1 protein-coding gene (running past one end of the window) is annotated in these 21482 nt (G+C 60.8%); it reads right to left on the bottom strand.

Annotated features, from left to right (window positions below; translation table 11 throughout):
• Positions 1–21482, bottom strand: partial view of a tandem-95 repeat protein gene (locus M9H71_RS15270; RefSeq protein ID WP_455405816.1) — the 5' portion only. 8284 nt of this gene lie to the left of the window's left edge; 21482 of the gene's 29766 nt are visible here — the first part of the coding sequence; its start codon is at positions 21480–21482; its stop codon lies off the left edge, out of view.

Below are 21482 nucleotides of genomic sequence, written 5' to 3'. Positions count from 1 at the left end.
TTGACCGGTGCAAGGTCGACCTCGACTGTGGCCGTCGATTCCCGTCCGAACTCGTCAACGACGGTGTAGTCGAAGAACGCATCGCCGGTGAAGTCCTTGGCGCCGAGGAACGCGATGGATCCGTCGGGGCGGATGCTGACCGTGCCGTTGACTGCGTTCTGGACCGAGACCAGGTGAAGGTTCTCCTGGCCTTCGGCGGCATCGTTCACGAACAGATCGGCCGGATTGATAATGACCTCGACGTCTTCGGTCCCGAACAGATAGGTGTCGTCCTCGGCGTTGAAGCGTCCGACCCGCTGTAGATCGTCGATGCGCTGGCGGTCCCAGATGGTGCCGTCGGAGAAGACGACCTCCTCGATGCCGGATTCACGGCCGAGGAAATGGTCCTTGATCCGCATCGTATCGATCAGGAAGCCGTCGTCACGCTCCAGTTCGAGGAGAAGGTCATCGCCTTCCCGGATGACAGAGAGGTCCTTCGGCAGAATCGTCGAGCCCAGAACAACGCGATCGGTGTCCCCGGTATCGCCGACTTCGGTGACGGTGTCCTCGCCACTGTCGTAACCGAACAGATAGGTGTCGGAGCCGAGCCCGCCGCGCAGGTCGTCATCGCCGAAGCCGCCGTCGAACGTTTCGCCGCCGGCGCTGCCGATAAAGGTGTCCGCGAAGATCGAGCCTTGCAGCTTTTCGATGCTGATGAGCGTGTCGCCGAGTGCTTCTCCCGCCAGGCCCTGGCCGAGCGACAGGTCGACCGTGACTGCCTCATCGGCGAGCGAATAGTCCGCGGTGTCGAACCCGCCTCGGCCGTCCAGCACGTCGGCGCCGCGGCTGCCACGGAACCGGTTGTCGCCGTCGTCGCCACGGATGACGTCGTCGTGGAAGGAACCCTGAATGATTTCAATGCCGCTGAAGGTATCGCCTTCGGCGTCACCGCCGCCGACCGCCGCGTTGGCCATGTCGACCGTTACGCCTTCGACCGAAAGCGTGTAATCGGCGATGTCGACGCCGGCGCCGCCGATCAGGGTGTCGCCATCGCGGCCGCCGATCAGGATGTCGTCGCCGTCACCGCCGTTCAGAACGTCCGCTCCGCGGCCGCCATTGAGGGTGTTGGCGCCGGCGTCGCCGGTCAGCACGTCCGCGTAATCCGAACCCGTCAGGTTTTCGATGCTGACAAGCGTGTCGCCGGCCGCATCGCCCCCGGATGCTGTCCCATCGGCCAGCGAAATGGAGACGCCCGCTGTCGAATTGAAGTACGACGCGGTGTCGGAGCCGGCTCCGCCGTCGAGCAGATCGGCGCCGGTGCCGCCATCGAGCGTATCGTCGCCGTCACCGCCGAGCAGCGTGTCGTTGCCCGCCCGTCCCTCCAACGTATCGCGTCCGCCGCGGCCCTCGAGCCGGTTGTCGCCGGCGTCGCCGCCCAGCGTGTCGTTGAACTCGGTGCCGGCCAGGGCCTCGACGTTGAGATAAACGTCGCCTTGGGCAAAACCGCCCTGCCCCACCCGGGACTCCAGATCTGCGCGCACCCCGGTATTCGAGCTCACAAAGTCGACGGTGTCATATCCGTTGCCGCCGTCGATGGCGTCGGCGCCGTCTCCGCCGATGATCAGGTCATCGCCGTCGCCGCCTTGAATGGTGTCGTCGCCAAGCCCGCCTTCAAGACGGTCGTTTCCGGCGAGGCCCTGAATGAGGTCGTTGCTGTCTCGTCCGATGATCGTGTCGTTGCCGCTGTTACCGATCAGCAGGTCGATCAGATTCGTTCCCGTAAGGGTGCCGCTGTACGAACTCGCGACGTGCGCGGTAATGAACCCGATATCGTCCAGACCGGTCGAATCCGCGATGCGGTACTGGATCGTGATGTCGCCGGTGAATCCCGCTGTCTGGCGCACGACGATGAATTTCTCGCCGTTCACCTCGACGATCTCGAACGTGCCGTTGCTGACGGAATCAACACCGATGAAGCGCAAATTCGGGTCCGGTATGATGAGTTCGTCTCGGAAGTTCACATCGTCGACGTCGTAGTCGTTCTTCATGATGTCCGACACCCGGATGACGACCGGAATGTCGAGCGGCGTTGTCGCCACTTCGTCGTTAACGGCCGTGGGGTCGTCGTCGACCGGGATCATCTGGAGATCGACCCAGCCGACCGACTCGCCATCGCGGTCATCGGTGATGTGGTAATAGAATCCGGACGCATGAATCATGTTCGCGAACGGCGTGAAGACCAGATCGCCGTTCTCGTTGTAGGTGATCGTGCCGTTGAGCGGGCCATCGGAGAGGGTCGGCGGGCTCCAGCTCAGATAGCGGATTGGATCACGATCGATATCAGTGTCGTTGGCCAACAGGGTCGCGATCGGGATGATGACCGGAACATCCTCATAGACCTGGATGGTATCGCTGACAGCGACCGGCGGGGCGTCGCCGACATTGTCGAACCACAGGGTAACCGTTGCGTCATCAACCGCACCCTCGGGATCCGAAACCAGATAGCTGAAGGTCGCATAGCCCCAGTAATCCTGGTCAGGATGGAAGATGATGGTGCCGTGATCGGTGATCTCGATGTCGCCGTTGATGGCGTTACCGGCGCTCACGAACGTCAGGCTGAGAGACTCGACGTCGTGGTCATTCTTCATCAGCTCGGTGATCGGGATCTCGAGCGCCGTGTCCTCAAGCCCGCGCAGCATCACGCGTAGAGACGGATCTGTGAGGGAATCGACGCTGTCGTCGCGAACGACGGGAATGTCGTTCACCGCTTGGTACACGATCGTGGCGCGCGACGTGCTTGTGCCGCCCTGGCCATCGTCGATCGTATATTCGAACCAGGCTTCTCCGTTGAAATTTGCCCACGGCGTGAACAGCACGGTGTGGTTTTCGAGGAGTTGCGCGTTGCCGCCGTAGGTTCTGCCCACACTGGTGACGGTGATCGGATCGCCATCGCGCTCGATGTCGTTCGCGATCAGGTCGAGAACGTTGACGACAACCGGGTTGTCCTCGCGAATGGGCTGGCCTTCGTCCGTCTCGATCCGGTCCGGGTTGGCCTCAGGCGGATCGTTGACCGGGGTAACGGTGATGTTCACGCGTGCAGTTGCGGTCGCCCCTGACGGATCTTCGATGGTGTAGTCGAAATAACCCTGTCCAAAGAAATAGTCGCGCGGCTTGACGATCAGAACGCCGTCCGGGCTGATGGAGACGTCCATGTTGACGCTCGGCGTCACCGAGCGCAGCGACAGCGCGTCGCCGTCGATATCGTGATCGTTCTTCAGAAGGTCTGCGACCGCAATCTGGAAAGCGTGACCCTCGGCAGTGACGAAGCTGCTGTCGGCAACGGCGACGGGCGCATCGTTGACGGGCAGAACGGTGATGTAGACGACCGCTTCGGCGCGGCCGCCCTCCGGCGTGTTGGCGACATAGGTCAACTGCGCCGTGCCATTGAAATTGGCGCTCGGCGTGAAGCTGATTTCACCGTTGCTCGACAAGCTCGCACTGCCGTGCTGAACATCGAGAACCTGGGCAACGACCATTCGGTCGCCATCGAGGTCGTTTGACAGCAGGCGTTCGCTGCGGATGGTCAGGAATCCGTCTTCGTTGACCGTGAAGCCATAGTCGTCGCGCGCGGTTGCGACCGGCCGGACGCGAATGTCGATCGTCCCTTCAGTGATACCGTTGCGGCCGTCCGAGACGCGATAGGTGATCGTGGTCGGACCCGCGTACCCGTCTGTCGCGGTGTAGACGACATCCCCATTGGCGTCGAGCTCGGCAACGCCGTTGGCGCCGCCGCTCACAGAGATGATGCGAAGTTCATCGCCGTCGGCGTCGAAATCGTTGCGCAGCAGGATCTGCTTCGAGATGGTCAGCGGCAGCCCTGTGGTGACGGAGAAATAACCGTCGCCGCCGGCAACCGGCGCATTGTTGTCGAGCAGTGGAAGAAGAGACGCCTTGTTCCAGGTAATCCCGTCCGAGAACACGTAGGATTCAATGCCTGCGCCTGTCGCGGCAAGCGCATCCACCACCGTCAGGCTGTCGTTCGCCGCACCAAAGCGGAAGACGATCGTATCGCTGCCCTTGAACAGGCGTTCGATCGTGACCTCGGTCGAGGCCACATCCTGGAAGACGACTTTGTCCAGAGATCCCGATGCGGTGTCGCTGTCCTCGACCGTGTCCTGGCCTTTGCCTCGTGAATAGACGTAGGTGTCGTAGCCAGCCCCGCCGGACATGAAGTCTTTGCCGGCTTTGGCGACGAACGTGTCGTTGCCGTCGAAGCCGTAGACATTGTCGTCTCCGGTTCCGTCGACATCGGCAAGCGCGCGCGTGCGCATCGCATCGCGATCCCAGATGGTGCCGTCGGCAAAGCGCACCGTAACGCTTGAGCTGCTCCCGTTCGACGAGCCAAGAGCGTCCTGCAAGATCAGCCGATCCCGTTCGCCCGTAAAGCGGATAACCAGATCATTGCTGGTCGGGCCGCCGCGGATCGCATAGACGATATCCGCCACGTTGTAGTCGATGAGCTGAACCTGATCCTGGCCGCCGCCAATGGCATCGATCCGATCGTCGCCGTCGCCCGCGCGGTAGAGGTAGGTATCGTTTCCGAGACCGCCGACCAAAAGATCGTCGCCCTTGCCACCGTCCAGCAGGTCAGCTGCATCCGTTCCGACGATAATATCGCTGCCGTCAGTGCCGAGGTCGGCCACGAGAAGCGCACGCACGTCGTCGATTGTCAGAGACGTTGCGCTGTCCGCGAGCGTAATGGTGTCGACCTTCCGGCTATCGGAGGCCAAACCGTTGACGATGACAATCGAGTCGTTGGCATCCGAGAACCGGATGACGAGGTCGAGGCTGTTACTGCCGCGGCGCGAGAAACGCACGTCCGAAAGCGCGTAGCCCGATATCTCGAGGCGGTCCCCGCTCGAGGCGCCGCTTTCGCGGATGACATCACGCCCATCGCCGCGGGCGTACTGGTAGACGTCGTCGCCTTCGCCGCCGGTCAGCGTGTCGTTGCCGGTCCCGCCGCGGAGGATATTGGCCCCGGCGTCTCCGAAGATGAAGTCGTCGACCGGAGTACCGACCCGCGCCAGCATATCGGCTGCGGTCCACGTCGTACCGTTCGCGAACCGCAATTCCTCAATCCGCCCGGCTCCCGTTCCGTCGGCGATCGTCAGCCGGTCGTCGGTTCCACGGATCTTGACGATAAGATTGGCGCCATCGCTGCTTTGCTCGATGACGATATCGCTCTCGGCGATTCCTGCGCCTAACGCGATGGCGTCCACGCCGGAGGCGTCGCTGACGATGTCTTGCCCGTCGCCGAGGGCGAATTCGTAAACATCATCGCCCGCGCCGCCCAGGAGCCGATCGTTGCCGGCTCCTCCCTGGAGGTGGTCGTTCCCGTCGAGTCCATTGAGCTCGTCGTCGCCGGCGCCGCCGGCAAGGGTGTCGGCGTTGCTTGTGCCATAGATGCGGTCCGCGCCGGCGGTCGCCGCGGTCGCCATGGCCGCGAGGGTCGCGGCCGACCAGACCGTGCCGTCGTCGAACTGGACGGACAGCGCCGCCATCGTCTGCGACGGATAGGCGCCGAGATTAATCCGGTCACCGGTTCCGATGATCTCGAGCGCGGCCGTCGAGATACCCCGCACGATCTGGACCTGGCTGGCAAGGATTCCCGCGCCAAACACCAATGTGTTCACGCCAGAGGTGTCGGTGATGGTGTCCTGACCGTCGCCCAGGTTGAACCGATAGGTGTCGTTGCCGGCCCCGCCGGCGAGCGCATCGTCACCCGTTCCGCCGATAAGCGTATCGTCGCCAGCGCCGCCGCTCAACTGGTCGTTCCCGGCCATGCCATCGAGAACAGTGGAGTCGCCGACGAGCTTCAGCACGTCATCACGATCGGTCGCCACGACGGAACGGTTGAGCACGTCGTTCCACGACCAGGTGGTGCCGTCGGTGAATGCGATCGTCTCGATCTTTCCTGCGGTGCCGGCAACAAGCGCGTTGCGAAGGCGAATGCGGCCGCCATTTGCGTCAATACGAAGTTCGATATCGTTGCCGATCTGCGCAACACTCACCTGGCTGGGAGTGACGCTCGCTGCAAACTCGATCCGGTCGCTGCCGCCCACATCATCGATTGTGTCGCGCCCGTCGCCGCGCGCGAACCGGTACAGGTCGGCTCCGGTGCCGCCGTAGAGGCGGTCGTCGCCCAGGCCGCCTTCGAACACATCCGCGTCGGCCAAGGAATTTGCGGCGTCGCCGCCGTAAATGACGTCGTCCCCCGTCCCGCCGGCGAGAATGTCGTTGCCGGCGCCGCCGAGAATCCGGTCGTTACCGTCCTGGCCCGAGACCCAGTCGTCGCCTTCGCCCGCGTCGATAACATCGCTGTCGGCGCCGCCTGCCAGCTTGTCGTTTCCGGCATATCCGTAGATCGTGTCCGCACCGCCAAAACCGTAGATGCGGTCGTCTCCGGCGCCGCCCGTAAGCAGATTCCCCGCGTCGGTATCGTCGATGTTGACGGAGGTCTGAAGCGGGAAGGGAAGGCCGTCGAAATTCTCCGGCGTCAGGGTCGTCGCGTCGACGCCCTTCAGGCGCAAAGCGGAGTAAGGCGTGCCGTTGTTGGTACGAACGACGATGGTGTCAGCGCCGTCTTGCTGTACGACCAGGCGGCCGTCGGTGAACGGATTCCCATTCCAGTTCTGGAGCCTGACGATGTCGCCAGCCGCGCCTGCTTGGAAGTCAGTGATAACGTCCTCTGCACGCCCGTAAGTCCATCCGTCCAGATACTGATAGGTGTCGCGACCGGTGCCGCCCGTCATTGTATCGACATCGTCATCCGTGCCGAGGCCGATGAGGACATCGTCGCCGGCGCCGCCAAGCAACGTGTCGGCTCCTTCGCCGCCGTCGAGAATGTCGGCCCCTCTGCCTCCCTCGAGCAGGTCGTCGCCTTCGCCGCCGTTCAGGATGTCGTTGTCGCGCACGAAATCCGTGATCTCGCCGCCGCGAATGCGGCCGTACCAAACGCCGGCAAGTCCGAGATTTCCGACGCTTGTGTCGAATTCGACATCCCCGCCGGCAGGAACGGGAATATTAGTCGCAGAACTAAACGACATGTTGGGGCTTGAGTATGGGTAGCTCCAGTCGAGCTGCTCATAACGGAAGACCACGTCGAAGTCGTTTTCGCCAATGACCTTGATCTGCGCCTGGAAGGCGTTCGGGACGGTCCCGTTGACGTAACGGCCAACGTCGTCCCATGTCACCGTGATGGTGTTGGTCGTGGCGTCGAAATCGACCCAGACCTGGTTGCTGCCGGTCGAATTGCCGCCGGGGCTCGGGGTGAGTTCGCCGGCGCGCGTATCGACGTAATGCGGCCAGATCTGCAGCCGCAAGGATCCGATGGTGATATAGCCCGTGTCGGCGACCTTGATCTTGTCGACGACGGTCCCGTTGACGCTGACCTGGCCGCCGTTGAAGTCGGACGGCAGATTGTACTCGACCGTGGTACCCTGGCCGCGCGGCATGACGGCCTCGCCGAAACCGCGCGTTCCGCCCAGGCCGTTGACCAGCGCGTTTGTGGCGGGTCCGATCGCAGCCAACCCCTCCGCGACAAACGGATCGGCATCGCTGGACCCGTCGTCGCCGATGAGATGATCGTTGCCTTGTCCGCCATTAATGGTATCGGCGCCGAAGCCGCCGTCGATGAGGTCATCGCCGAGGCTTCCATTCAGGACGTCGTCATACGGCGTCCCTGTGATCGTCTGATCCACGGTGGTCTTCAGCGCCAGCCCGCCGAAATTTTCCGACACGAGGTTTGCGACATCGACGCCGCGAAGAATCATAGCGGTGGCGTAGACGTTGTGGCCGCTGGCGTCAGTCGACACGACCGCCTTGATAAGAGCGTCCGCGCCGTCCTGGACGACGAGCACGCCACCATCGATCTGTGCCCATCCAGCGACCTCAACGATGTCGCCGCCGTCGCCGGCCTGGAAGTCGGTCACGGCATCAGCTTGAATGACGTACGGAACCTGCATGTCTCCGCCGCCGGTGCGGTCGGCATAGGACATAACGAATGTGTCCTGGCCAACGCCGCCAGTCAGGATGTCGAAGCCGGCTCCACCTTCGAGGCGGTCCTTGCCCAATCCGCCTTCCAGCGTGTCGTTTCCGTCGTCGCCGAACAGCCGGTCATCCTCGGTCAGAGTGACGATGAGGCTCGCGCCTCGGAGCTGTGCGGCCCACACGCCCGGCTGGTCGATGTTGCCGACCGCCGTATCGAGCGCGACGTCGCCGCCGGTCGGAAGCGGAAGCGTGAACGTTCCCCATGGCGTGGTTATGAAGGGCGTCCCGGATTTGGTCCAGTCCAGCCGCTCATAGCGATAGACTATGTCGAAGTCGCCGTTGCCCAGAACCTTCAACTGCAACTGGAATGCGTTCGGAATGGTCCCGTTGTTGTAAGCGCCGACGTCGTCCCAAGTGACCGTGATCGTGCTGGTGGCGGCGTCGAAGTCATACCAGACCTGATTGGAGCCCTGCGAGTTACCGCCAGGGCTCGGCGTCAGCAGACCGCCTTCCGTATCGACGTCCTGCGGCCAGATTCCGAGCGTGATTCCGCCAAGCACAAAGCGGCCGTTATTGTACACGGTCATGGAGGTCAGCGACTGACCGTCAACGACGATCGCTCCCCCGTTGAACTCGGTGGGGATCGTGACGGTTGCGGTGTCGTCGTCGCCGCGCGCCAGGACCTGCTCGCCAAAACCGATGGCGCCGCCGAGCGTGTTGACCAGGCTGCTTGTCAACGGGCCGAAGTAATCGGCGAGAGTCGTTCCCACGGACGGCGGAACGCCGTTGTCGCCGATAATGTGATCGTCGCCGACATCACCGTGAATTTCGTCGGCTCCGTAGCCGCCATCAATCTGATCGTTGCCCCAGCCCCCGTAGAGAACTTCCCCGCCTTGCGTTCCGGTGACAACGAGATCGTCGGTGCGCAGGATGGAGAGACCGTTGAAGTTTTCCTTTACGAGGTCATCGGCATTGACGTTCTTCAGGGTCAGCAACGGACCCAGCGTGTCGCCGTTCGGACCGCTGATCCGGCCTTGAACAATCACATCAGCGCCGTTCTGGCGAACGAGGGCCGACCGTCCAAAATTGCCGTAAATCGCCGCCTGATAGTCGAGCTCGATGATATCCCCGAGAACACCCGCTTCGAAGTCTGTGATGATGTCGCCAGCCGCTGCCACCGGATTCTCGAGCGTCATCGGCGCGAAGCCGACTCCGCCACCGGTCCCGCTCATGCCGCCGCTGCGGATGATAAACCGATCGCGTCCCGTGCCGCCGGTGATCTCGTCCTGCTCGTCGTTCCCGGCAAGATTGAAGAACGTGTCGTTACCGGCGCCACCGTCCATGACATTGGAGCCGATGGAATCGTAGAACTCGTCGTTTCCGTCGCCGCCGAGCAACACGTCATTGCCGCCGCCGCCCTCAAGAACGTCGTTTCCGTCAAGGCCGGAGATATTGTCGTCTCCCAGACCCCCTTGAAGCGTATTGTCGCCGCTATCGCCAACGATCACCTGGTTCTGAGCAAACTCGACCACACCGGCGTCACCGGTGAAATTGTCCGCCGTCAGCAGGCTTCCGTCGACGCCGGCCAAGCGCACGAGCTTGCGCGTCGCGTTCAATGATCCTTCGGTGAAAACGCCGATGGAAATGATTGCGTCCGCACCGTCCTGGGTAGCAAAAATCCTAGCGTCACCAGGAATGTCGCCGTCAAAGATGATTTCGAGGACGTCGCCTGCGCTTCCTACTTCGAAATCGGTGATGACGTCGATGTCGGGACCCGCGTCGTAGAGCGAGGCAAGGACTTGGTACTGATCGCTGCCACCGCCGCCGGTCAGCGTATCACTGCCGTTGCCGGTTCCGACGCGACGGAAATAGTCGTTCCCGTCACCGCCATCGAGAATGTCGTTGCCGCCAGCGCCACCGTCGAGAATATCGGCGCCGCCCAAGCCCTGAATGGTGTCATCGAGGACGCCCCCGACCAGCACATCGTCGTTCTCCGTCCCGATGAGCGTCAGATTCTCGGTGAGGAGGTGAGCGCGGTCGTCGAAGGCGGCGAAGTTGTCGATTGTCAGCAGGCCGCCATCGACGTTCGCGAGGCGCAGAAGCTCGATGGGCTCAACGACCCCTCGGGGGGAAAGGTCATAGTAGAAGACAACGTCAGCGCCTTCCTGCACGATCGAGATCAGGCTGAAGTCGATCGGGTCGATCGACCTGTCCGAGGGGCGGACCGAACGGAAGTTGATAATGTCGCCGTTCGCTCCCGCCTCGAAATCGGTGATTGTGGACTGCGATCCGACATTCACCGGATCATAGGCGGGTATGCGAACGATGAACGTGTCACGTCCTGCACCGCCGGCGACCGTATTGACCGCCCCGGGTGACGACAGGTCGAAGATGTCATTGCCATCGCCGCCTGACATGGTGTTGAGGCCGTCAGTATCGAAAAATCGATCTGCGCCAGCGCCGCCGACCAACGTATCGTCGCCAAGGCCGCCATCAAGCACATCGCCGAGTGCACCGGCCTGAAGTACATCATTTCCGGCCGTGCCGAGCACGAGGCTCCCGGCTAGAACGACAGGCGTGCGGCCGTCAAAGTTCGCGAAGTTGTCCGCGGTGAGCAGGCTTCCGTCCACGGATTGAAGCGTAACCAAGCGTATGAGAGCATCGTCGGATGCGACGTCAGGCTTGAAGTAGACAATGACATCCGTGCCCTCCTGCACCAGCACCAGCCGTTCGGTGCGGACAACGAAGCCCGCTGTGTCCGGCAGGAACTCGCGGAAGAGCAGAATGTCTCCGCCGTTGCCGGCGGTGAAATCCGTGATGACAGTCGAGCCGTTGAACTCAGTGGTTCCGTCAGCAGGAAGGACGACTTCAAAAGTGTCGCGCCCGGCTCCGCCACTGATCTGATTGGCATGGCTGCCGCTCTGGATCACCAGGAAGAGATCGTCACCCGCTCCGCCGGACATCGTGTTCGTGCCGGAGGTGTCCTCGAAATAGTCGTTGCCGTCACCGCCGATCAGCGTGTCGTCACCACCATCGTAGTCGAGGAGGAAGTCATCACCGGCGCCGCCGTCGAGAATGTCGTTGCCTTGGCCGCCGTTCAGATGATCGTTGCCCTCTCCACCTTCGAGGTGATCGTTGCCGGCGTTGCCGTAAAGGAAATCGTCTTGACTGACCGCGAGGCCGACGAGGCCGTCGGCACGAATCTGGAAGGCCCAAACGCCGGGCGCGTCGAGATTGCCAGATGCCGTGTCCAACCCGACGACGTCTTGCTCGGAGAGGGGAAGTGAATAAGCCACGCCTGGCATTTCGACCGATGGAACGCCCCATCCTTCGGTCTGCCAGTCGATATTTTCGTAACGATAGACAACATCGATGGCGTCTTCACCCACCACCTTGATCTGCAACTGGAATGCATTGGGAACAGTTCCCGACGCATACTGTCCGACGTCGTCCCAGGTGACAGTGATCGTCTTTGTCGTCTCGTCGAAGTGGTACCAGACCTGATTGGTACCTTGCGAGGTACCGCCTGCGCTCGGTGTCAACGGACCGCCACTCGTGTCGACGTCCTGGCCGAAAATATTGAGCCTCGCGCCACCAATCGTAACGGCACCGTTGTTGTTGATGTCAATGCTCGATACTGACTGGCCCCCTACAGTCAGCAGGCCATTCGGAAGTGCCGCCAGAAAGGCCGAGGGTATAGCAACTGGCGTGAACGATTCATCGCCGGTCGGAAGTGCGTCTTCGCCGAAGCCGGACGTTCCGCCCAACGCACTGACGAGGCTGTTCGACAGTGGCCCGAAATAGGTCTTCAGGGCTGCCTGAACCGCCGTCCAATCGTTGTCGGTGAGATCTTCGGGTCTGTCGCCGACGATGTGATCGTCACCGTCATGACCGTTAATCGTATCGGCGCCGGCTTTGCCGAAGATTTCGTCGGCACCAGCGGTGCCATCGATGACGTCCGGCCCGCTCGTCCCATTGATGACCGATCCGTTCGGATTGCCGTCGCCAGGGCCCGCGCCACCAAAGATGGTGGATTCAAACGGGTCGCTGTTGATGGTCGGGTTCAATACCCGCTGTGCAGCATCGATGCTCAGCACGCGAGCCTGCACGTCGGCGAGATTCCAGATCGTACCGTCCGTGAAGGTGAACCGATCAATCGTGGAATTATACGTGGCCGATTGGTTGTAGATCAGGATCCGGTCTTCGCTGCCACGCAATTGCACAAACAGATTGTTGCCATCGGACGAGAGCACGACGTCGCCGACCGCAATTCCAGCGCCGAAGCTGAGCGTATTGGTCGTGTAAGACGACAGGGACTGGATCGTGTCGTAGCCATCGCCGCGGTTGAAGATGAAAGTCGCATTGGTCCCACCCGACCGGAGGATGTCGTCTCCCGCACCGCCATTGATCGTGAGCGGCAGGTCGACGCTGTAGTCAAACTCGATGCGATCGTCGAAGGCCGTTCCATGCCCGGCGCGCGCCAGAATATCGGCGGCCGTCCACGTCGTGCCGTCGGCGAAGGCGAATTCCTCGATCCTCCAGTTGTAATCGGCACCACCCTTTTCGATGGTGATCCGGTCTTCGGTGCCGGCGATGCCGAGCACGATGTTGCCACTCGGCACGCCGAGGAAGACAATGTCGTCCGGCACGACGCTCGGAGCAAACTGAATGCGGTCGATTCCGTCGGAGCTGCCCCAGTCGGAAATCAGATCCTGGCCGTCGCCGCGGCCGAAATAGTACGTGTCGCCGCCGAGACCACCCCAGAGATGGTCGTTGCCGACGCCGCCGGTCAGGATGTCGTTGCCGCGCCCGCCTTTGATCCAATCATTTCCGGGCCCACCGAAGATCGAGACGCCGTTGCCTCCGGTGAGATCGGGCGTCCCCGACGGCACAACGATGGTGTCGTCGCCGTTGGTCTCGAGCAGACCCACGGAGAGTTGCGAAAGCGAAATCTGCTGGCCGCCGGCAAAGCGGATCGTCTGGACCACGGCATCGTTGTCGCTGGGCGAAACAGCCAGCGTGATCCGGTCGTTGGTGCCGGCGATCGCCAGAATGATGTTGCCGTCGAAATCACGCGTCGCGACGATGTCCTCGAGCGTGATGCCGGCGCCAAATTCAAGGATCGCTTTCCCGTCGACCGTGTCGCCAAGCTCGATACGGTCCTGCCCGTCGCCACGGCCGAACTTGAAGACATCCGCGCCGCCGCCGCCGATCAGGGTGTCGTTGCCGGCGCCACCGGCGAAGGTTTCCGCTCTTGTCGTTCCGACAAGTCTGTCGTCATGGTCCGTACCCTGCCCGATGGCCAGGTCGAACAAGCCGTCGCGCGAAATCTGCGTGCCATCGCCGAACACGATTGTGTCGACGCCGTTACGGTTGGATCCGTAGCGCAGGACGATCTCGTCGTCACTGTTGGCAAAGGTGAGGAGGAGTTCGTCCCGGCTCGGGTCCGTGCGTGTCACCCGCAGATCCGCAACGGTGTAGCCCGCAACTCGGAGCGTGTCGGTGCCGGCGCTATCCTCGATCACGTCATGGCCGTCGCCACGCGTAAAGACATAGGTGTCGTTTCCGGCGCCACCCAGCACCAGGTCGTCACCGCGGCCTGCCGCGATCGTGTCGGCGCGGGCGCTGCCGAAGACCGTATCGTCCTCCGGCCCGACCTGAGCTTCGATCGACTTCTGGATCAGTTTGGCGGCATCCCAGATCACCCCGTCGGCAAAGGAGATCGTCGGCACTGCGCCGCCGGCCAATGCGCCGGCGATCGTCACCTGATCGCCGGACCCGGCGAAGGCAATGATGAGGTCCTGGCTGTCGGTGCTTGCAAGACGCACCTCGGCCTGTGTCGAGCGTAGATCGGCAAAGTCGACCTCGGCGCGTGTCACGCCGCTCGGCATCTCGATGCGGTCGAGCCCGTCGCCGGCGTTGAAGACGACACGGCGATCGTTCGACATGACGACGCGGTCGAAATTGAGCGAAGGCGTGATCGCGTCCGGAGAACCGGGCTTGCGCAGGTCGATATTGTCCTGACCGGCGAGACCCTGTTCGTCGATGATCTGCGCCTTGACCTCGGCCAGGGTCAGCGTCTCGCCGTCGTCGAACACGAAGTTCTCGATGACGGACTGATCCGAACCGTTCAGCACCACGAGACGATCGCTCGTCGACGCCAGCGTAATCAGCAGATCGCCGCCGACGATCGAGAACCGGACCTGGTCGCGCGTCACGGTCGGGCCGAACTCGATGCGGTCAATGCCGGCGGTATCGGCAATGCTGTCGAGCCCGTCGCCGAAACCAAAGCGATACGTATCGTCGCCGGTTCCGCCTTCGAGCGAATCCGAGCCCTTGCCGCCGCTAAGCACGTCGGCTCGGTTGTTGAAGCCGACGAGCTGATCGTCGCCATCGGTGCCAAGCAGCAGACGGATCTTCACCTGTTCGATGGTCAGAATCGATCCGTCTGCGAAATGATATTCCTCGACCTGCTTGCCGTTAAGCCCGTCAACGATGGTCAACACGTCGGTGCCGTTGCCGAGGTCGATGACGAGGTCGTTGCCGCGCCGCTTGAAGATCATGGTGTCGAGCGTGACGGAGGCGCCGAACACGACGCGATCGATAACGCCGGCTGCGTCCGTCTTCTCGAGGATCTGGTCGAAATCGTAGTCAGCGCTGAAGGCGTAGGTGTCGCCCTGGTTGCCGCCGATCAAGGTGTCGTCGCCCTGCCGCCCGTCGAGCGTGTTGGGCGCATTCAGCGTTCCTTCGATGACATTGTCGCCGCGGTTGCCCGCCTCGATCTGGAGGAGCTCTTCGACATCGGAATTACGAAGGAAGCTGCCGTCCTTGAACTCGAACCGCTCGATCCCGTCATCGATGGAACGGAACTGGTTGCGGATGCGCAGCGTGTCGGTGCGTTCGAGAACCGAAATGACGAGGTCGTCGCCGTCCTTGGTGAACAGGACGTTCTCGCGGGTGATGTCATCGCCGAACACCACCTTGTCGTCCACGCGCACGTTCGCGCGCGGTCGGTCTGCCCAGGAGGCACGAATGCGATGGTCGATGATGACGTCTTGACCATAGCCGACGTCAAACTTGTAGATATCGCCGCCGTCGCCGCCGATCAGCGTGTCGTTGCCGCCACGGCCGTCCAGCGTTTCACCGAAATTGGAGCCTTCAATGGTCTCATCGGCACTGGTACCGACAAGATCCAGGTCCTCCGCGTTGAAGTCGGTGTAGACGAGCGTGCGATCCGCAAACTCCAGATATTCGACAGCAGCATACTGGCCGTCGTCACGAACGAACTGGTTCTCCAGAACGAGCTGTTCGCCGGTGCCCTTCACGGTGATGACGACATCGAGTTTCGTGCGTGAGAACGTCACGTCATTGAAGTTCAACCCTTCGAGGACAACGCGTTCCTCGCCCGAATTGTCGAAGATCGTATCGCGGCCGTAGCCGCGCCCGAAGATGTAGGTGTCGTTGCCGCTCTGACCTTCGAGCCGATCGTTGCCGGCGCCGCCGTCGATGCTGTCGTCGATCGTCTCGAAGCCGTAGATCGTGTCGTCACCGGCCGTCTTGGCGATGTCGACATAGTGCTGCAACAGCTTGAAATAGGACCACTTCGTGCCGTCGCCGAACTCGATCGTTTCGATGAGGTTGGTGTAGCCGACCAGGAACAGAAATTCGAGGTAGTCGGTCATCGTGATCTGATCGTCGGTGCCGGTGACCCTCAAGGTGAGGGTGTCGCCGGAGCCGTCGCGCAGATAGTCGAAATCCGTCCACCGCAGGTCGTCGATAAACTTCAGCAGGTCCGGCGTGTCGCCGAACAGCTTCATCGAGAAGTCGGCATCCTTGACCACGTCGTGGTCATAGCCGCGTCCGAAGATATAGGTGTCGGTGCCCTCGTGGCCGGAAAGGTAGTCGTTGCCTTTACCGCCATCGAGCTTGTTGTCGTTCAAGATGCCGTAGATCGCGTCGTCGCCGTCGGTGCGCGCGTTCAGAAGCACCTTCTCGACGATCTCGGTGAAATCGAGCGAGCTGCCGTCCTCGAAAACGAACTTTTCGATCAGGTTGGGCGAAATGAAATCCAGCCCGTCGCTGCCGCCCAACAGGCCGCCGAACGCGCCCATGTTGAGCCTGACGCCGCCAAATTCGCCCTCGACGAGGATCCCGTCGTTGGTGATGTTGCCGGCTTCATCGTAATTAAGCTTGCCATCCTCATCGAGGATGTAGAGTTGCAGGTCGTCGCTCTCACCGTCGCGAATAAGGTAGAGGTCGTCTGCGGTGATGTCGCCACGGAACATCAGAAAATCGAGGCCGGCCTTGACCGGACCAATGCTGACGTTGCCCGACTCGCCAATGACGTCCTGACCGTCGCCGCGCGCGAAGATGTAGATGTCGCCGCCGGCGCCGCCGTGCAGGACGTCGTTGCCCTTGCCGCCCCACAGGACGTCGCCCGAGCCGGAGCCCATATAGGAATCGTTGGTGTCGCGAGGATCGGCGACCTGCATCGCCATGCGCATGCGATCCCAGATCACTCCGTCTGCAAAGACGATCTGGTTGACGCCGCTGTCCATCCGCTTGCCGATCCCGTACATCGGGTTCAGTTCGCCGAGGAACTGGTCCTTCAGCCGGATCGTGTTGGTCCGGCCGGTGATCTGCAGGATCAGGTCTTCGCCATCGCGAATGGCCTTCACATCAGCCGCATTGACGTCGGTGAACCGCAGTTCGTCGTTTTCGCCGGTATCCTGTTCGACAATCAGGTCGGTGCCCGAATTCTGGCCGACGAAGTAGTAGTCCGCGCCCTTGCCGCCCTGCAGCGTCTGATCGCCGCCGGTCATGTAGAAGAAGTCGGTGCCGTCTGTGCCGTTGACGGTCGTGTCCGAGGTCGCGTGGGTGATAATGCGCGTTTCGTCGATCGACAACGCGTTTGCCACGGCCTGGATGTCGAGCGGAATACCTACATTCTCGAATGCCGGGAGCAACATCTGGAAGATGAATGCCTGGTCGATCGAGACGCTGCTTCCCCAGACGTTGCCGCGCCCGGTCAGCGCGTAGTCCGGATAGATCTGCCAAAGAATCTCGTTCCAGCCGACGAGATAGTCGTAGGCGGCATCGTTGTCGTTGTTGGTCGGAGCGCCTTCGAAGATCGCCTCGAACATCGGCGCGAGTTCGCGATTCGTGGTCGGCCGATACTTGTCCGTGGCCACGTCATAGGTGAGATCGCGCGCGAAATCCTTCAAGCCGCCCTGAAGGGCCAAACGTACAGCCATACGCCGGCTGACGATCATATATTCGTCCATGACCGGCTGAAGCATCTCGATCATCGTCTTGATGTCGGACACGCCGCCATTGATCGAGCTCAGCGCCTGCCTGGTCCCGTTGATCGAGTAATCGATAATGCCGGTATTGCTGTCGAGGACCGCCGTCAGCATCTCCGGACGGAAGTCGATGCCGCCGAGCGACGTCGCGAAATGGAATTGCGCAGGTGTCAGCAATTCGACGCGGTAATGGCTGTCGTCGGTCGAGTTGACCTCGTCCAGCGTGTCGAAGTCGACTTCGTAGTTGCGCAGATTGAATTCGCGCGAATCCCCGTACTTTGCTTGCAGGTCGAGAGCGCGATCGAGATTCCGGGCCCAGACGTAGAACTTGCCGTCGCGGTCGGTCACTTCGACCGTGTAGTCGACCACGATGCCGTCGATCGTGTAGACGCCGATCTGCTCGACCGGAATGTTCGCATACGGATTGTAGCCGATCTCCTCGACGCGCCATTCCTGGCCGGTCGGATGGGCGATCGCGAGAATATCCTCGCGCGTGGCGTAGACGGTGCTCGGATCGGAAGCCAGGCGCCATGTGCCATCGCCCAGCGCGATGCCATAATCCAGAATCACGGCGCGGCCGTTCACGACCGCCATGAGATAGGGTGCAGGCTCGCGATGCTCGACCGCTTCGCCGCGTGCTGACGGCGACCAGGTCTGCTCGATCCGCCAATGCGTTCCGGCGACGGCTTCCTGGGCGAGGACCTGCTCCATAGTGGGGCGTGCGATCACGACACCGCCTGCGTCGAGCACAGGCGCTCCGGATTCGAGCGTCCAATAGCCGCCCGTTTCATCTTCGACGTAGACCGCGCGATCAATAAGGATGGTCTTGCCCGTGCCATCGGTGCCGAGCAATACAGGGGTGAATTCGCGTGTCAGTTCGAGCGTTTCGCCCCAGCGGCCGAGCACCGGTCCGACTTGCTGGACGAGCGTCCTCAGCGACGGCGCGGTCATCGTAGTTGCGGTGCTGGTCGCGAGTTCGGCCAAGTCGACGTCATTCGCCATGGCGATGGCAAGATCGGTGATCGTGCCCATGCCCTTGGCGTTGAGCTGCAAACCAGTCTGCCAGGGTGCGAGGCCGGACTCGCCGGCAAAGCGCGTCTCGACGTCGCTGGAGTTAAGGATCGCCTCGAACATGCGGCTGGTGCGGCCGCCGTCAAATACGACATCGCCGAAGGATAGGAGTCTCGTAGATTGCGGGGTCGTTATGTTGGTAGCGGTCGTAGAAAGGCTAAGTTCGATTATACCGAGCTCATTGAGTGACTTCAGTTCGCCTTGGTCGGTGATGCCGTTCTGGTTGTAATCTTGCCAGACCTTAAGATCGGCCCAAAGCGCGTCCGCTGCGGTGATCTTGCCGTCGCCGTTGCTGTCGTATTGCGTCAGCTCGGCATAGCCCCCCTCATAGCGGTTGCCAAACATTTCCGATACGTCGTCTATGTTGCCGTTCTGGTTTCCGTCCACCACCAGAAAACCGTCGTCGCCCTTCAGCCAACCAGTACGCTCGGCGAAACGGTCGCCGTCGACGTCGAAGAAGAGGCGATTGCTGTCAATATCGACGGTTTCGAGGCCATCGCCCTCGAGGTCGATCATCAGTGGATCGGCACCAGTGACCCATGCCGCACTTTTCGCGGCTCTCAAGGTTGCCGCGAGAAACACAAGTGTCGTGTCGAGCGTCATGAGCATTTGAAACATCTGACCGAACAGGCCGGAGCCTGCGACAGACGGCAACATCGAAATCAGCTGCAATGACGCGAATATCGGGTTCCCATCCTTGAACACCATGTTCATGGTACCGGGAGGCGTTTTATCGTCCCCGAGGAACGCGCTAAGATCGACTTGTTCGAAGCCCCATTCGCTACGGTTTGTAAAGTCGAAGTCTTTGATACGCATGACGCCGGTAGCGTCAGTGTAACTGCCGTCTCCGTTGGGGATAGCGTTGAACAGCCCATTCTGTCCGGTCAGAAGTCTGAAAAAGCTATCGACAACGTTGCCGACGAGAAGATCCTTCCCGTCCATCTTGTATGTCATGAACGGCATCAAATGGTCGAAGAAGACCTGGTTCCCAGTAGCTACTGCCGCTGAATTCATGGCAGCAGAGACGCCGGACGCAACCATCATGTTGCCCGTCCGCATCCCGAGAGCAAGTCCGACACTGCCGGCAGTGGCATCACCGCCCGTCATCGGCAGGCCAAAGAATTTCAGCACGTCATAATGCTGGGCATCCATGATCGTGGTGTCGGGGAAATACCAGAAATTGTCGGCGTTTTCGGATGAATCGGTTACTTTTTGCTTCGTATCGGGGTCTTCACCGTTGTAAGTGTCGCCGTAAAGTTTGCCTCCCTTTGAGGTGTTGAAAATCCAATCGCGGCCAGTGCCTCCGATCGTTAAGGCGCCATTCCCGCCGCTGGCGACGATCCAGTCGTTGTCAGCTCCACCATCGATGCTAAGTTCCAGACCAGGGACCGTCTTGGCGCCGTTGTAGAAAAGAATATCGTCGCCCTTACCGCCGCGAATAGTCCCGACGCCGGAGTGGATGTTGTAATCGGTCCCAGAGAAATAAAAACGATCATCACCGTCCGTTAACGTAACATTCTCCGCACCGAGCACATAAATGTCATCGTCCGGAAGGAGGCTTTCTGCAACGAGCCCGTTCTTGATTGCTGTGACGCCGGTGGCGTTAAAGGTGAGTCCGCCGACGATAGACGCGATATACGAGGAGGCGGATATCAAGGCACCAGCGACTGATCCGGCACCATGAGTGCTTCCGTCATACCAAAAAATGCCCTCAGTGCCGTCCCAACCGTCGCGAGTTTCGTATTTAATTGTATCGAAGTCTCCGGAAGTTTTGTTACCTCCGCTCGGGTTGGAGAGGTCCAATGTTAGACCGTGTTCAAGAAGCCCTGATTGCTTCTCTACGAGTTCGTAAGCCTTCGCATCAATGTTGACGGTGTCGCCAACGCCTCCAAATTTGATTTGCTCGATGTTAACAAGGAGGTCGCGCCCTCCTGTCCCATCATCAGTGACCTCGAACGCAAGGATGTTTTCTCCGAGTGGCTGCGATCCGAGAACAACGGAAATACCGCGAGTAACCTCCGAGTAATCGGCGGTATCAAAATCATCAATAAAGAATAGAGCGCCGTCCCCACCTTCGCCACCGTCAAGCAGATCATTTCCGGCCCCACCGATAAGCACATCGTTGCCAGAACCGCCGTGTAAAGTGTCGTTTCCATCGCCACCGTCGAGCCTATCGTCACCGGAATATCCGAGGATAACGTCATTCCCTGCGCTGCCGGTCAGGTGCCCGTCGTCGTCGTCGCTCGGATTAAAACCGCTAAGCCAATCCGACCACTTGACTTCGGGCTCGCCGTTGCCGCCAATGAGCTTTCCGCCATCCGGAAGGTCCAGCTCAAATTCGGTGATCGCACCTAAATCATTAAGCCCAAATACTGCTCCTACGGCTAAGAATATGTTGCTAATCCAAATGTCGACGGGGTCTTTGTCTGTTGATGCATCGAGAATATTTAAACCGATTGCACCAACCCAACCTGTGCCGAGATATCCAATAACTGTTGACGCTATGTTCGAACTGAATGCTTGACCCAAGATTGTCGAGATGGCCGTCCAACTGCCATTTGCAATCTCATTCCATACACCCGGCCGTTTGAGTTCTTGCCACTTCGCCTCCCGAGCCGCCTCGTCTCCGGCAAGCTCCAGCGGGACAAAAGCGGTCCACGCACTAATATCTAGCCCGAAACGCTGAAAAACGCTCGTATGATACTCTTGAACTATACCTACCGGCAGATCGATTGAGGATTTGGCTTCGTGTTCAGCCGCGTCGTAGTGCGGATCATTCACATCCGCGAGTTGTTTCCGAGCATCAAAATCCGCTCTTGCCAATGCAGCGGAAATTTTCGCCCACATCTCAGACGAGATCGACTGCCCGCTTTCCTTCGCGCGCGCCGAGGCAAACGCGCGAGCCACACGGCCAGACAACGACTGTGCTGCCGCAACATCCGCAGCAAGCAGACCGTACGTTTCACCGAAACTTGCTAGCAGCGTATAATAAGCGATGTAGTTGTTTAAGCCGTCAACGGAATCCTGGCCGAGTGCAGCATCTAATTGGGCAAGCTGATTTTGCGTAAGATGCGCAACCAT

The sequence above is a fragment of the Rhodopseudomonas parapalustris genome (assembly GCF_053772255.1).
This window is presented reverse-complemented; position numbering and strand designations above follow the sequence as displayed.